The organism is Megasphaera sp. (assembly GCF_047831605.1).
In the GTDB taxonomy this organism is placed as follows: domain Bacteria; phylum Bacillota; class Negativicutes; order Veillonellales; family Megasphaeraceae; genus Megasphaera; species Megasphaera intestinihominis.
In genome coordinates, this window is the sequence record NZ_CP181255.1 from 474,823 (window position 1) to 489,266 (window position 14,444).

16 protein-coding genes and 1 tRNA gene are annotated in these 14,444 nt (G+C 54.7%); 5 read left to right on the forward strand and 12 right to left on the reverse strand.

The window, feature by feature from the left end; all coding sequences use genetic code 11:
* Nucleotides 1-10: 10 nt before the first annotated feature.
* From ACFWUB_RS02325 to coaE, 8 genes are all read right to left on the reverse strand, one after another.
* The gene (locus tag ACFWUB_RS02325; protein ID WP_292261028.1) at nt 11-316 is read right to left on the reverse strand and encodes a L7Ae/L30e/S12e/Gadd45 family ribosomal protein; all 306 of its coding nucleotides are present in this window, start codon (nt 314-316) and stop codon (nt 11-13) included.
* A complete protein-coding gene (gene rnpM, locus ACFWUB_RS02330; protein ID WP_292261031.1) occupies nt 313-573 on the reverse strand; it encodes an RNase P modulator RnpM in 261 nt (86 codons plus the stop codon). The genes ACFWUB_RS02325 and rnpM overlap by 4 nt, the downstream gene beginning before the upstream one ends.
* Before the next feature lie 3 nt (nt 574-576).
* Entirely contained in the window at nt 577-1,728 is a 1,152-nt protein-coding gene (nusA, locus tag ACFWUB_RS02335; RefSeq protein WP_416184154.1) for a transcription termination factor NusA, read from the reverse strand.
* A 14-nt stretch (nt 1,729-1,742) separates the two neighbouring features.
* Nucleotides 1,743-2,204 carry a ribosome maturation factor RimP gene (rimP, locus tag ACFWUB_RS02340; protein ID WP_416184155.1) on the reverse strand — a complete coding sequence of 154 codons (462 nt, stop codon included), beginning with the start codon at nt 2,202-2,204 and terminating at the stop codon, nt 1,743-1,745.
* A gap of 111 nt (nt 2,205-2,315) precedes the next feature.
* Entirely contained in the window at nt 2,316-2,930 is a 615-nt protein-coding gene (locus tag ACFWUB_RS02345) for a hypothetical protein (protein WP_292297434.1), read from the reverse strand.
* A gap of 89 nt (nt 2,931-3,019) precedes the next feature.
* Nucleotides 3,020-3,104, reverse strand: a tRNA-Leu gene (locus tag ACFWUB_RS02350).
* A gap of 5 nt (nt 3,105-3,109) precedes the next feature.
* The gene (locus tag ACFWUB_RS02355; RefSeq protein WP_292297435.1) at nt 3,110-3,685 is read right to left on the reverse strand and encodes a lytic transglycosylase domain-containing protein; all 576 of its coding nucleotides are present in this window, start codon (nt 3,683-3,685) and stop codon (nt 3,110-3,112) included.
* Between the two features lie 10 nt (nt 3,686-3,695).
* Nucleotides 3,696-4,304 (reverse strand): dephospho-CoA kinase, encoded by a 609-nt coding sequence (gene coaE / locus ACFWUB_RS02360; RefSeq protein WP_416184156.1) that lies wholly within the window; start codon nt 4,302-4,304, stop codon nt 3,696-3,698.
* Between the two features lie 195 nt (nt 4,305-4,499).
* On the opposite strand from coaE, the gene ACFWUB_RS02365 reads away from it, so the two are divergent.
* Nucleotides 4,500-6,176, forward strand: a complete 1,677-nt coding sequence (locus ACFWUB_RS02365; protein WP_296820166.1) for a glycosyltransferase family 39 protein — start codon at nt 4,500-4,502, stop codon at nt 6,174-6,176.
* Nucleotides 6,173-7,108, forward strand: a complete 936-nt coding sequence (locus ACFWUB_RS02370) for a glycosyltransferase family 2 protein (protein WP_302681485.1) — start codon at nt 6,173-6,175, stop codon at nt 7,106-7,108. Before ACFWUB_RS02365 ends, ACFWUB_RS02370 begins: the two co-directional genes overlap by 4 nt.
* Before the next feature lie 56 nt (nt 7,109-7,164).
* On the opposite strand, the gene ACFWUB_RS02375 is transcribed toward ACFWUB_RS02370, so the two are convergent.
* Complete coding sequence (locus ACFWUB_RS02375) at nt 7,165-8,049, reverse strand: LysR family transcriptional regulator (protein WP_416184157.1); 885 nt, start codon at nt 8,047-8,049, stop codon at nt 7,165-7,167.
* A 125-nt stretch (nt 8,050-8,174) separates the two neighbouring features.
* On the opposite strand from ACFWUB_RS02375, the gene ACFWUB_RS02380 reads away from it, so the two are divergent.
* Nucleotides 8,175-9,188 (forward strand): YeiH family protein, encoded by a 1,014-nt coding sequence (locus tag ACFWUB_RS02380; protein WP_416184158.1) that lies wholly within the window; start codon nt 8,175-8,177, stop codon nt 9,186-9,188.
* 74 nt (nt 9,189-9,262) lie between these two features.
* Here ACFWUB_RS02380 and ACFWUB_RS02385 read toward each other — a convergent pair whose 3' ends face one another.
* From ACFWUB_RS02385 to ACFWUB_RS02395, 3 genes are all read right to left on the reverse strand, one after another.
* A complete protein-coding gene (locus ACFWUB_RS02385; protein WP_301877080.1) occupies nt 9,263-9,826 on the reverse strand; it encodes a homocysteine S-methyltransferase family protein in 564 nt (187 codons plus the stop codon).
* A complete protein-coding gene (locus tag ACFWUB_RS02390) occupies nt 9,804-9,992 on the reverse strand; it encodes a hypothetical protein (protein ID WP_292108131.1) in 189 nt (62 codons plus the stop codon). The genes ACFWUB_RS02385 and ACFWUB_RS02390 overlap by 23 nt, the downstream gene beginning before the upstream one ends.
* Nucleotides 9,993-10,082: 90 nt before the next feature.
* Nucleotides 10,083-10,826 carry an alanine:cation symporter family protein gene (locus ACFWUB_RS02395; RefSeq protein ID WP_292108132.1) on the reverse strand — a complete coding sequence of 248 codons (744 nt, stop codon included), beginning with the start codon at nt 10,824-10,826 and terminating at the stop codon, nt 10,083-10,085.
* Between the two features lie 189 nt (nt 10,827-11,015).
* On the opposite strand from ACFWUB_RS02395, the gene ACFWUB_RS02400 reads away from it, so the two are divergent.
* Nucleotides 11,016-13,013, forward strand: coding sequence for a BCCT family transporter (locus tag ACFWUB_RS02400; RefSeq protein ID WP_416184378.1), 1,998 nt, complete (start codon nt 11,016-11,018; stop codon nt 13,011-13,013).
* Entirely contained in the window at nt 13,010-14,383 is a 1,374-nt protein-coding gene (locus ACFWUB_RS02405; RefSeq protein WP_416184159.1) for a DUF389 domain-containing protein, read from the forward strand. The genes ACFWUB_RS02400 and ACFWUB_RS02405 overlap by 4 nt, the downstream gene beginning before the upstream one ends.
* The last annotated feature ends 61 nt before the right edge of the window (nt 14,384-14,444 follow it).

Below are 14,444 nucleotides of genomic sequence, written 5' to 3' on the forward strand. Positions count from 1 at the left end.
TTACCCCCTTCTATTCATCACGCTTCACTTTCTCTATGGCCCCGGCGAAGCCTTTGTCATCAATGAGGATGATGACGCTCTGGGCTTTGCCGACGGCACTGCCTAATTCATCTTTCGTATATGTATCAACGACGGTGATCCCTTTCCGCTCCGCCAGGCGGCGATACTTTTCGACGTTATCGCTGCCGCCGTCGGAGGCCAGGAATAAGAGCGGGACGCGCCGGCGCTTCAATGTTTTCTGTGCGGCTCCATCACCGCAGACGGTCTTGCCAGCCCGGCAGGCAAGGCCGAGGAGATTCAGGACCTTGTCGCTCACAGCAGTTCCTTTCTCAGCTGTTCATAGATTTCGCTGGACACTTTGGTCTTCAGGGACCGTTCCAGGCGATGTTCCTTGTAGGCTTTTTCCAGGCATTCGCTGTTCGGGCAGAGATAGACGCCGCGGCCGGACTTCTTGCCGGTCTTGTCGATCTCGACAGCGCCTTCCGGCGTGCGGACGACGCGGATCATTTCCTTCTTGCTCTTCTGTTCCTGACAGCCGGCACAGACGCGCATGGGAGTCTTTCGGGTCTTCATGGCTCATTCTCCTTCCGTATCGGCTGTACCTTCGTCAGCTGCCGGCATGGCCAGGTCGCTGAGGATGTCGATGTCATCGGCCGGTTCACTGTCCTGCGGAGCTTCTGCCTGGGCAGCCAGTTCGGCAGCCTGGCTTTCGCTCTTGATGTCGATCTTCCAGTTGGTCAGTTTCGCAGCCAGGCGGGCGTTCTGGCCGGCCTTGCCGATGGCCAGGGACAGCTGGTAATCCGGTACGACGACGCTCGACGATTTTTCGTCTTCATCGACCGTGACCGAAATGACCTGAGCCGGGCTGAGGGCGTTGGCGATGTAGACCGCCGGGTCTTCATCCCATTTGACGATGTCGATCTTTTCATTCTGCAATTCCGAGACGATGTTCTGGACGCGCGAGCCTTTCGGGCCGACGCAGGCACCGACGGAATCGACATTGGCATCGCGGGAATAGACGGCGATCTTGGAACGGCGGCCCGGTTCGCGGGCGACGGACTTCAGTTCGACGACGCCTTCGTAGATTTCCGGTACTTCCAGTTCAAAGAGGCGCTTCAAGAGGCCCGGATGGGTCCGGGATACAAGAATCTGGGCGCCTTTCGTCGTCTTGCGGACTTCGACGACATAGCACTTGATGCGCTGGCCGACGCTGTACGTTTCCGTCGGGATCTGTTCCGATGCCGGCAGGATGGCTTCGGCCTTGCCCAGGTCGACGTAGACGTTGCGGTTCTCGATGCGCTGGATGATACCCGTGATGATGTCGTCCGTGCGGTCCGAGAATTCATCATAGACGATGTTGCGTTCCGCTTCGCGCAGGCGCTGAATCATGACCTGTTTGGCAGCCTGGGCGGCGATGCGGCCGAAATTGTCCGGCGTGACATCGACGTTGACGATATCGCCGACTTCGTAATTGACATCAATGAGGCGGGCCTTATCGAGAGAGATTTCCGTATGCGGGTCTTCGACTTCATCGACGACGGTCTTGGCAGCCTTGATGGCATAGTCGCCCGTCGAGCGGTTCAGTTCGACTTCGGCTGTCGGGTTGGCATCGGGTTCCTTCTTGTAGGCCGTGATCAGGACGGCTTCCAGGGAATCACAGATGACATCCGCAGATACGCCTTTCTCTTTAGATAAGTAAGCAATAGCATTGAGCAATTCTTTATTCACGTTAATAACCTCCACTAAAAATCAATATGCAAACGGACTTGCGATATTTCTTTCATGTCTATCTTATCTTCACGGTCATCGACCTGGACGATGAGATGTCCGTCATCAGTCTTTTTGACAAGGTCTGCCGTCAGGTCCTTGACGCCGTTGCGGGCCTTAAAGAAATGGATATCGACGGACCGGCCAGCGTAGCGGACGAAGTCCTTATCCTTCTTGAGGATGCGGTCCAGTCCCGGCGACGATACTTCCAGGAGATAGTTGTCGCTGATCGGGTCTTTTTCATCGAGTACCTTGCTCAGCTTCTCGCTGACAGCCTGGCAGTCTTCCAGGTCGACACCACCTTCTTTATCAATGAATACGCGCAGGTACCAGTTCCGTTCGCGCACGTATTCGACGTCGACCAGCTCCAGGTCAGTCCCTTCGATAATCTGTTCTACTTCCTTGGCAATCAAATCTTCAATGTGTTCACGTCTCATCGTATTCACCAGCTTATCTTCAAAATTTCCTACAGGTAAAAGTTAAGAGTGGGCTTTCACCCACTCTTCGCATCTAAACATCTAAATTACTTTTAGTATACCACTGTCTGCTCATTCTGACAACGATTTGTCCCGATCAGCGGCGATTTCGTCGAGGACGGGCAGGAGCCGTTTCTGCAAGGCTTTCTCCAGCTCTTTCAGGGATGACGTATCGAAGTCATGGACCAGGTTGGGGAAGTTCTGCACGCGCCGTTCGGCAAAGAAGTCATCGCGCAGGAGATTGTACATCAGCGACAGGCCGCTGCGCGTCGCCGCGTCATAGTAGGCCAGGATCATATAGGAGCCATTAATGATGCGCACAGCATCATTAGGCTTGACGATCCGCCGGAAGCCCTGATGCTGCTCCGGCAGGAACGCATCCCATTGGACGCCGGGAACGCCCTTGTTCTGGAGGATGACGCTGAAGTTACGACTCCGTTCGACATAATCGTCGTAAATGATCCGGGCCAGCCGTTCTTCGACCATGGACCGGAAGAGCTCGAAGGAATCGGTGATGAATTCGATGAGGGCGAATTCCAGCATGCCGATGTCCGTCCGGATAGAGAATTCTTCCGATTCGGGATTGAAGATAGCCCGCACGGTCCAGCCGTTCTCCTTGTTCTCATATGTGAACAGGCGATACTCGACGGGCTTGCCGTCTTTCTCAATCATGCGATATTCTTCCAATAACTGAAAATCTCCCACTGAAAGTGGGAGAACAGTCGTGATATTCCATTGTTTGAGTGTTTCAATCAATGTAGCATCCATAGTAAAAATGGTGCGGTTGGCGGGAGTTGAACCCGCACGATCGAAGATCACTGCCGCCTGAAGACAGCGCGTCTGCCATTCCGCCACAACCGCATAACTCAGAAATCGTAAAGCTGTTTGTAATGCTTTTCGTTCAGCAAGACTATTTTAACATATTCTCGCGTTTCTGAAAAGGGGATTTTTTCAATTTCTTGAAAATTTTTCGTCCAGCCATATTTCCGGATCCACGAGTCGACATGTCCCCGGCCGGCATTATACGCAGCCAAGGCCAGCACTTGATTCCCGTCGTATTCCTTCAATAAGTAGGCCAGATACCAGGTTCCCAACCTGATGTTTGTACGGACGTCGCTGAGTTTTTCAGGCGTATAATCGGTCATCCCCATTTCATCGGCAATCCATTGTGCCGTGTCGGGCATGATCTGCATGAGGCCATGGGCACCAGGCTGAGAAGCAGCCCGTTCGTCAAACTTGCTTTCCACTAAGATGACGGAGGCTACCAGGGCGGGATCGACTTTGTCTTCATACGCATACTGCCGGACCAGGTAATCATACTGGAGGGGGTATACGAACTTCCGCATGACATCATCTTTCCAAGAATAAAAGTACGATGCGGACAGACATATCAATAATGCCGCTATGATGATTTTCCCTTTGGTGCTTGCTCTTTTTCTCAACGTCTTCTCCCTACCCTTTGATGCGGTCCATCAAGGCCTGCCATGCGACGAACACCTGTTTCTGCGTCTCTTCCGGAGAGCCGGTATTGTCAATGATGACCTGTGCTAAAGACCGTTTTTCGTCGATAGGAAGCTGTGCATGAATCCGTGCCAGTGCTTCACTTTCGGAATAGCCGTTCCGCTTCATCAGCCGTGTAAGCTGCGTTACCGGATCGACGTACACCAGCCACGTTTCGTCAACGTACGAATCGTATTTTACCTCATAAAGCAGGGGCATGTCAAGGAAAATGACCGATTTTTTTTGATTTTCTTCAATTTTTTTGATTTCCTCGTCGATACCGGCATGGATGAGGGGGAAAAGAATGGCTTCAAGCTGCGCTTTCTTCGCCTTATCGCCAAAGACGACGCTGCCGATGTAGGCCCGGTCCATGGATTCGTCGGCTAAGAGCGTCTTCGGCCCAAAAGCCGCAGCGACGGCCGCAAGTCCTTCTGAACCGGGTTCGACGACGTCGTGGGCAATGACGTCGCAGTCGACGATACCTGCCCCCAATTCGCGCAGCATGGTGACGACAGTACTTTTGCCGGAGGCAATGCCGCCGGTCAAGCCAATATGTAACATAAGAATCGCTCCTTCCGAAAATATCTATTTCTTCCATTATAACGGCTGATACCGGGTCTGTCCATGACACGATGAGAAGAATTGTCACAACTTCTGCGCCGTTTCGTAGAAAATCCGTAAAATCGTCAAGCCATTTAGGATTTATTTATATTTCTCCTGTATACTATAGATAAAGATATACATAGGAGGTAAGTTATGACTGACGCACTTCGCCGCCACCGGCGCTTTCTGATGGGCCTGTTCATCGCCGCTGCGGCCTTTTTGTACCTGGCCCACATCGGGTCGTATCATCTCATCGACCTCGACGAAGGACGCTATCACCGGGTCGCCATGGAAATGGTCCTGTCCGGCGACTACATCACGCCCCACTTCGATTACATGCCCTATTTCGAGAAGCCTATTTTCCAATACTGGGTCACGGCCCTGTCCATGGAGCTCTTTGGCATCCGTGAATTCACGGGCCGCATCCTGCCGGCCCTGACGGGCCTTGGTAACGTCTTCCTGGCCTTCTGGCTGGCCAAGACCATGTACAACCAGCGCACAGGGCTCCTGGCTGCCGTCATCGTGGCTACGTCGGCACTGCAGCTCATCGTCGCCTCTATCGGCGTCATGGACATGGCCCTGACCTTTTTCATCGATGCCTGCCTGGTCTCGTTCTACGTCTTTGAACGGACGGAAAACAAGAAATACCTGCTCGTCTTCTACGCTGCCATGGGTTTCGGCATGCTCACGAAAGGCCTCATCGCCATCGTCTTCCCCTTTGGCATCCTCTTCTGGTATGCCCTGCTGAGCAAGCGGCCGCGCCTCTTCCTCAAACTCTTCTACCTGCCGGGCATCATCCTCTTCCTGGTCATCGCCGTGCCCTGGTACTACCTGGTCTGCCAGAAGAATCCGGACTTCTTCTATTTCTTCTTCATCCGCGAACACTTTCTGCGCTTCGCCACCAAGATGCACGAACGCTTCCATCCCTGGTACTACTTCGTCCCGGTCCTCATCGCCGGCCTCATGCCCTGGACGGGCTTCGTGGCGACGTTCTTCAGCAAAGACGGGATTTTCCGCAAGCCCGGTTCCCTGCGGCATAAGAGGGACCTGCTGCTGCTCGCCCTCTGGGCCGGCCTGATTTACGTCTTCTACAGTATTTCCGACTCGAAACTGCCGACGTACATCCTGCCCTGCTGGCTGCCCTTGTCGGTCCTCCTGGCCGCGTCCATCGAACGGTGCCGTCAGGAAGGGCGCTGGCTCGGCCACAGTTTTCTCATAAATGCCATCCTCTGCCTGCTGTTCACGGCAGCGGGCATCGCCTACCTCATGCACACCGATTTCCTGACCGTCGCCGACTTCCTGACCCACGGCGGCCTGCTCATCGCCTCGCTCTTCGTCGGCACCCTGGCAGCGGCCTGGGTCTGGCATCGCAAGAAGGACTTCCTCTCGGTCCTGGTCATCCTCAGCTGCATGGCCTATGGCTTCGGCCTCGGCGCCCATCAGATCCAGGGCCAGATTCACGACCATCAGACGGCCTATACAGTCAGCCAGGACATCCGGTCCCTGAACGTCCCGGACAGCACGCCGATCATCATGTATGGCTCGTTCATGCCAGGCCTGGTCTACTATCTGGATCGTCCCATCGCCGCCGGCAACTTCATGGGCGAGCTGGAATTCGGCATCCATCATACGGACCAGACGAACATGTACTACGGCAGCCAGGACTTGTATGACCTCTGGAACAGCGACCAGCCGGCTATCGTCGTCGTCCAGCCGAAATACCGCGACGAAGCCCTGCGCGTTTTGGGAACGGTTCCGGCCCAGCGCCTCGATGTCGAAGACTATACCGTCCTCCTGAACCGGGCCGCCGCCGGAGGTGACAAACGATGAAGCAAATCGACATCCTCGTCCCCTGTTATAACGAAGAAGCCGTCCTGCCCCAGTTCTATCAGCGGACGTGCGCCGTCATCGACGCCCTGCCAGACTACGCCTTTACCTTCATCTTCGTCAACGACGGCAGCCGCGACCAGACCCTGCCCATCCTGCGCCAGCTCCACGAAAAAGATAAGCGCGTGGCCTACGTATCCCTGTCGCGCAACTTCGGCAAGGAAGCAGCCATGCTGGCCGGCATGGACTACGCCGAAGGCGACGCCCTGGTCATCATGGACGCCGACCTCCAGGACCCGCCGGAACTCCTGCCGGACATGATCGCCTGGTGGGAAAAAGGCTACCGCGACGTCTCGGCCCGCCGCCGGCGCCGCGAAGGGGAAACGTTTTTCAAGAAGTGGTCGAGCCATGTCTATTACCGCCTGCTCAAGAAATTGTCCCCCGTCCCGGTCCAGGAAGACGTCGGCGACTTCCGCCTGCTCGACAGGCGCTGCGTCAAGGCCCTGCGCAGCCTGCGCGAATGTCAGCGCTATACCAAGGGCCTGTTCAGCTGGATTGGCTTCGAGAAGAAAGAAATCCTCTTTGACCGGCCGCCCCGGGCTGCGGGCAAGACCAAGTGGAACTACTGGAAGCTCTTCAACCTGGCCATCGACGGCATTACCAGCTTCACGACGGCGCCTTTGCGCATCGCCGCCTTTACCGGCTGTTTCCTGGCCATCGTCGCCGCCATCTATCTCGTCTTCATCGTCCTGCGCACCCTACTCTTCGGCGAAGACGTCCCAGGCTATCCGTCCCTCATCTCCCTCATCCTCTTCATCGGCGGCGTCCAGTTCACCTTCATGGGCATCCTCGGCGAATATGTCGGCCGCATCTATAACGAAAGCAAAGGCCGCCCGCCCTACATCGTCGGCAAAAGCACGAAGGAAAAGAAATAAATCAATCAAAAATGACCGCTCCGTCGGCAGACGGATGGCGGTCATTTTTTGTCCCATCACAGCCATTCATCACTGTGGCAGCAGATGGATATGAGGTCCTGCATGGGCTGTGTCAGGTATTTGTTTTTGTGATGTACTAGGCGGAAATGGCGCTTGAATTCAATACCTGGCAAGGGGAGTTCGACGAGGCGGCCCGTTTTGATTTCGTCCTGGACCAGGCGGCGGGACAAGACGGCGAGCCCCAGGTTGGCCATGACGGCTTTCTTGATGGCTTCGGAGTTATTGTAGACGCCGATGATGCGGCAGGTCAGGTGGTGGTCTTCCAGGACGCGCTCAAAGAGGTCCCGCGTGCCGCTTCCCTGTTCGCGGACGAAGACGGGCAGGTCGTCCAGGTCCTGCGGCGCTGTAATGGCCTTACGGCTCCATTCGCTGTTCGGCGAAGCGATGAGGGTCAGATAATCCGTAAGGATGGGCCGGGATACGAGGTATGGCGAATGGACTCGTCCTTCGACAAGGGCCAGGTCCAGTTTATCTTCCATCAGGAGCTGTTCCAGTTCCTCCGTATTGTGGATAGCCGACAGGATGTCCCATTCAGGATGTATCTGACGGCAATGCGTCAGGAGTTCGACCAGGAAGATGTCGCCAATGGTGATGCTGACGCCCAGGCGGATTGGCAGCTGATGCTGCATGGCCGTCAGGCTGTCTTCAGCCTGCTGGCAGAGCGATAAAATCTGATAGGCATACTGTTTCAAGTTCTCGCCGGCAGCGGTCAGGTAAATATGACGACCCAGGCGTTCGAATAACAATATGCCGTAATGGTTTTCCATTTCATGGATGGCCTGGGTGACTGACGGCTGGCTGATGTGGAGCTGGCGGGCCGCTTCGGTCATGCTCAGCCGCTCGCAGACAGCCAGGAAAATGCGGAAATGGCGCAAGGTCATGGACTTCTCCTCCTCATTTCATAGGTAAATACTTATAGATTATATTATATCCTAGTATTTTACTTATTGAAAGAGGCAGATTATACTGGAGTCATCTCAAATATCAGTATAGGAGTGACTTCATCATGCATTTATCCACTATGATCGACTGGCGCCACGCCCTGCTCGGTGTCGTCCTGACCCTGGCCTGTTCCCTGGCCGGCCAATCCCTGGCAGCCCTGCCGGGCTTTTCCCTCATCGGCCATCTCGTCCTGGCCCTGCTATTGGGCATGGTCATCCAGGTCTGCCGTCCCGTCACCCTGGCAGCCCGGGAAAGTACGGGCTTCATTGCCAACAAATTCCTCCGGGCCGGCATCATCTTCCTGGGGTTCAAGCTGAATCTCATCGTCCTGGTCAGCGCCGGTCTGCAAAGTCTGGAAGCGGCGGTCTTTGTCGTCGCCATCATGATTCCCCTCAATTACGCCGCCGCCCGTGCCCTTCGCGTCGACCACACATTGGCCCTGCTCACGGCCTGTGGCTGCAGCATCTGCGGCGCCGCCGCCGTCATGGGCGTGTCCGGCGCCCTCAAGGCCAAGGCCGACCAGTCCGTCCTGGCCGTCGCCATCGTAGCCATCCTGGGCACGGTCTTTACACTCATCGAAGTCTTCGCCCAGCCCATCCTGGGCTTTACGGACAGCCAGTTCGGCGTCATGGCCGGCCTGAGTCTCCATGAAATCGCCCACGCCGTCGCCGCCGGCGGCAGTGCCGGCCCGGTCGGGACAGACAGCGCCATCATCGCCAAATTATCCCGCGTCCTGCTCCTGGCCCCGGTCGCCATCATCCTGGGCATCGTCGAAGCCTGGCGCCAGCGCCGTCAGTCCCAGGATAGGGATCAGAAATTCAAAGTCCCCATCCCCTGGTTCATGGGCGGCTTCATCGCAGCCAGTGCCATCGGCTCCTATATCCCCGCCATCGGATTGGCCGTCCCCATGCTGGTCAAGATAGCTTACCTCATCCTGGGCATGGCCATGGCCGCCCTGGGCCTGAACGTCAACTTCTCAGTCATCGCCAAAGAAGGCGTCCGCCCCATGGTCAGCGCCATCACCTGCTCCTTCGTCATCCTGGCCCTGTCCTGGTTCATCGTACGCACGTGGTTCTAGGAAGTGCCAAAAGAGGCTGTCGCATGAAGACAGCCTCTTTTTTCTGCAAACTACAAACTCTGTACTATAAACGATTATTTTCCCGTATACGTCCTGCGGGCGGCGACGACTTGGCGGATGTGGTCGGCTACGGTCGTACAGCAGCCGCCGACGGCGACGGCACCTGCTTTCATGTAATCCAGGGCATAATCGCCGAAACGGCGGTCCGTCCCGACGCCGTGCCAGGTCTTGGTCTGCGGGTCGTATTCTTCGCCACTGTTCGGGTAGACGATGATCGGAAGGTCCGATGCCCTTTTCAATTCGCCGATGAGGCTGGCAATGTATTCCGGCTTCGTGCAGTTGACACCGATGGCCTGCAGGTGCGGATAGTTACGGGCCAGCTGGCGGGCACAATCGGCCAGGAGCTGGCCTTCGCAGTTGTGGCGGCCGTCGCAGCAGGAAAAGCTGATCCAATAGGGGGCGCCCAGTTCTTCGGCGATCTGCGCTTCGACTTCCGCTTCCATCAGGGACGGTTCCGTTTCAAAGAGCAGGACGTCGGCACCGGCCTGCCACAGGAGTTCCGCCCGGCGGCGATGGAAGTCCCGCAGCGTATCGGCACTGACGCCGTAATGGCCCTTATATTCGGACCCATCGGCCAAATAAGCCCCGTACGGGCCGGCACTGGCCAGACAGAGCGGCCAGGACGCGGGCCGTCCACAGTTTGTTGTTCAAATCGGCCCCGAGATTTTCCAAAGCTGTCCCCATGGAGCCGTCGAGGACCAGGATGCCCTCGCGGTCCAAAATCTGTTTCAATGTACTTTTCATTTTCTTTCCCCTTTCACAGGCACCGTCCCATAAGCGACGACAGGCGGATTTTCCCCTCGTTCCTGCGCCGGCAGGAAACGGAACCAGAAATCATTGACGGACGATCAATTCCAGCGTCTCCGGTACCTGCGGCAGATGCTGGACGAGGATGGCCAGGCCGCCGAGGATGTAGAGCAGGGCCATGATGGGCACGACCCGTTCCATGACGGCCGAAATGCGCCGCAAGCCGCCGAAGATGGTGACGAAACAGGTGAGGCCCAGAAAAGCGGCTGACCAGAGCGGGTCGATGCCGAAGGCTTCCCGCAGGGCGCCTACGACGGATTCCGTCTGGACGCTGCACGTCCAGGGACCCAGGGTAAAACAGGCAATGGCCAACAGGAAAGCCCCTTTCCGCCAGCCCAGGGCGTTGCGCATGACAAAGGACCGGTCGCACATGTATTCATCCATGGATTCAGAATACTTGACGCGGAAGCGCTGGCCCAAAATGATTTCGCAGGCCTTCGTCGACATGCCGAGACAGCCCGAGACCCACATCCAGAAGACGGCGCCGGGGCCGCCGGAAACGATGGCCGTCGCCACGCCGCCGATATTGCCGACGCCTATCGTATTGGCCATGGCCGTACAAGCTGCGGCGAACCCCGATACCGACCCCTGGCCGCTGCCATGGTGCTGGAACATCTTGCCAAAAGTATTGCGGAAATGAAACCCGATGTGCCGGAAATTATAGTAAAAATGAAAACGGATACTCAAATACAAGCCCATACTGACCAGCACGACAATCATCGGCGTCCCCCACAAAGCATCGGAGACCGCCATCAATCCATTCAAAATCATAGTTTTCCCCCAATCAATACATAGTCTGACTTACTAAGAATGACATAAGCCATGGAAAAAGTCAATGATTCCTTCCATTTGTCACGTACTTTTCGATATGATACAATTTATATAATACAATTAATTTGTTCATATCTTTCATTTTTATTTTGGAAAGGTGGTTTTTCTTTGAAAATTCCAAAAAACAACTTGCAGGCAAGTATTGTCCTGCCCAGTATCTTATTCATTGGGATCGTCATCATAAGCTGTATCTTCTTTCCTGACCGTACAGATGCGGTTTTAAGTAATGTAAAGGAATATATATTCAGTTCATTTAGCTGGGTGTATATTCTTTGCGTCGCCTTCTTTTTCCTCTTCCTGGTCATCTTATGCCTGGGAAAACTCGGTGACATCCGATTGGGAAACGAAGATGAAAAACCAGAATTTTCCTTTTTTTCCTGGCTGTGCATGCTGTTTTCAGCCGGTATGGGCATTGGCCTGATGTTCTTTGGTGTAGCCGAACCGATTTCCCACTTATCGGCCCCCTTGCACGGGTCGGCTTCATCACTGGTCCAAACGAAGGAAGCCATGCTGAACACCCTGTTCCATTGGGGAATCCATGCCTGGGCGATTTACGGTATCATCGGCCTGGCCCTGGCCTATTTCGGATTCCGCTATCAGCTTCCCGTAACCCTGCGTTCCGGTTTTTATCCCCTCCTGAAGCATAGACTGAACGGTTTCTGGGGCAACCTGATCGATATCGTCGCCCTCTGTGCGACGATTTTCGGTCTGACGACGACGCTGGGCTTCGGAGCCATGCAGCTCAACGCCGGCCTGAGTGCTGTCGGCATTTTTTCGACAGCCTCTTTTTCCCACATCGTCCTCTTGATTGTCATCACCGTCGGCCTGGCCATCTTGTCGGCCATTTCCGGCGTAAGTAAGGGGATCCGTTACCTGAGCCAGGGAAATCTGATCCTGGCCATCGCCCTGCTCCTGTTCATCCTCTTCGCCGGCCCGACGGTATATCTCTTGTCGGCCTTCACAGAAAACGTAGGCTACTATCTGACACACATCATCGAACTGTCTTTCCGCACTTTCGCCTACGAAAGCACCAAAGAAGAATGGTTCACGAACTGGACCATCACCTATTGGGCCTGGTGGATTTCCTGGGCGCCCTTCGTCGGTCTCTTCATCGCTAAGATTTCCAAAGGCCGCACGATACGCGAATTTGTCGTCTGCGTCCTCCTGGTCCCTACCCTGTTCAATATCTTCTGGATGACCGTGTTCGGCAACGGGGCCATCTGGGTCGACGGCCAGACCGGTGGCATCCTGACCCAGGCCGCCGCGGAAACGGAAAAGCTCTTATTCCTGTTCCTGGACCAATTCCCCCTGGCCCTGGTCACCTCGCTGATTGCCCTGCTGGTCATCGTCATTTTCTTTATCACTTCGGCTGACTCGGGGATTTTCGTCATCAACAGCATCGCCTCGCAAGGGAAGAATACGTTTCCCAAGTGGCAGACTGTCTTATGGGGAACCCTGCTTGCCCTGCTGTCCATCGCCCTGCTCTATTCCGGCGGCCTCCAAGCCCTGCAGACGATGACCGTCATCATCGCCCTGCCCTTTGCCGTCATCATGATTCTGATGGTGTTCTGCCTGCTCCGGGGCTTGACGATCGATAACGCCTATTTCAGCAGAAAATTGTCAGAAAGTACCGTCTACTGGGATGGCTCCCATTGGCAGGACCGGCTGAAAAAAATCGTATCCGTCGGGACCTTGGACGATTTCCAGCAGTTCCTCAAACAGACTGTCGACCCGGCTTTCCAGGAACTGCGCCAGGAATTTCTGCGGAATGGAATTTCCGTCCACATCCAGGGCAGTGATGATAGTCAGACGGCCTGCCGGGAATTGATTGTCGAAAGCGGGAGCCTCCGCAATTTCATTTATGGCATCCGCTACCGGGCCAATGACGTATCCGATACTGTCGTCGGCTCCCTGTCCTTCCCGACCATTACGGAAGAGGAAAATTATGAACCCATTTGTTATTTTGCCGACGGCCGACGCGGATACAGCATCAAATATATGCAGAAAGATGAATTGATCACCGACGTCCTCCGTCAATATGAACGATATGTCAAGATGCTGGCAGCCGGCAAACACGACTTATACCTGACAGATAAAGTACATCCCGGACAAGGAGGAAAATCATGAACCGCTGGAATAACTTAATCGATTTGAAAGGCGACTCAGCCCCGATGGAAGTCATCAATCAGCGCATCTTATCCGACGCCACCATCGAAGGCACGAACTTGATCGTCTTAGTCATGGCCATCATGATCGCCTGCATCGGCCTGAACTTGAACAGCGTCGCCGTCATCATCGGCGCCATGCTCATTTCCCCGCTGATGGGCGGTATCGTAGCGACGGGCTACGGAATGGCCACATATGACGTCCCTTTTATCCGCAAATCCCTCATCAAATTATCCTTCCAGGTCGGCCTGGCCGTGCTGACCGCTTCGATTTATTTTCTCCTTTCGCCGTTTACCTCGCCGACAGATGAAATCCTGGCCCGGACTACCCCGACAATCTGGGATGTCCTCGTCGCCTTATGCGGCGGGATTGCCGGTGCGGTCGGGAACACGCGGAAAGAAAAGAGCAATGTCATCCCCGGCGTCGCCATCGCCACGGCACTGATGCCGCCCCTCTGTACGGCCGGCTATGGGCTGGCCTCCGGGAACCACACGTTTTTCCTGGGTGCCTTGTACCTGTTCTTCATCAATGCCTTTTTCATTGCCTTGTCTTCGTTCTTGATATTTAAGATTCTGAAAGTCCCGCCTCACGGCAATGTCGCTGAAGCTCATTTTCGCAAACAGCGTCTCATTTTAGTTATCCTCGGCCTATTAATTACGATTCCAAGCATCTATATGGCTCATCTAACGGTAAAAGATGCGCTCCAGGAAGTCCAGGTCAAATCTTTTATAGAAACAAACATGAATTTTGAAAAAACTAGTGTCGTTTCTTACACACTAAAAGATAAGACCTTGACAATTGATCTTGTCGGGGCTGTCCTGACGGAAGAACAAATAGACCAGCTTAAATCGAACATAAATAACTATCCACGTCTTCAAGGCATATCTCTTTCTATTATCCAGGGAAACAGGAATCTGAACACTGAGGAAGTGCAGCGATTAATCAATTCACGTATAGAAAAACAAGGCAAAGCCGAAAAAGAAGCTTCGTACAAGATGCTGACCAGTAAATATTACCCAGCTTACGAACGTGCTGCAGCAGACCAGCAGGTCATCCAGATTCTAAACAGCCAGGCTCCTTTATTATTCCCGGAAATCCAGTCTGTCCGGGGTGGCACGCTAACAGCCTTGCATCGAGATAACGATACGAAAGACGGTACATTTGGCTACGACCGTTTCATGGCCGAAGTTACCGTCAGAACTCCCCTTAGTGCCGATGACGCGCTGCGTCTGCATGATTGGATCAAAGGTCAGGTAAACATGCCTGTCATTCTGAATGTCCAGACCAGCAATGCTCCCAGCGAATACTATGGCAACGGGATTCAATGGTAAAATCAAAACTGCTTTAAGCAGCTGAAAAGTATACCGACCCCCAATGGTTAGACCAAAACTC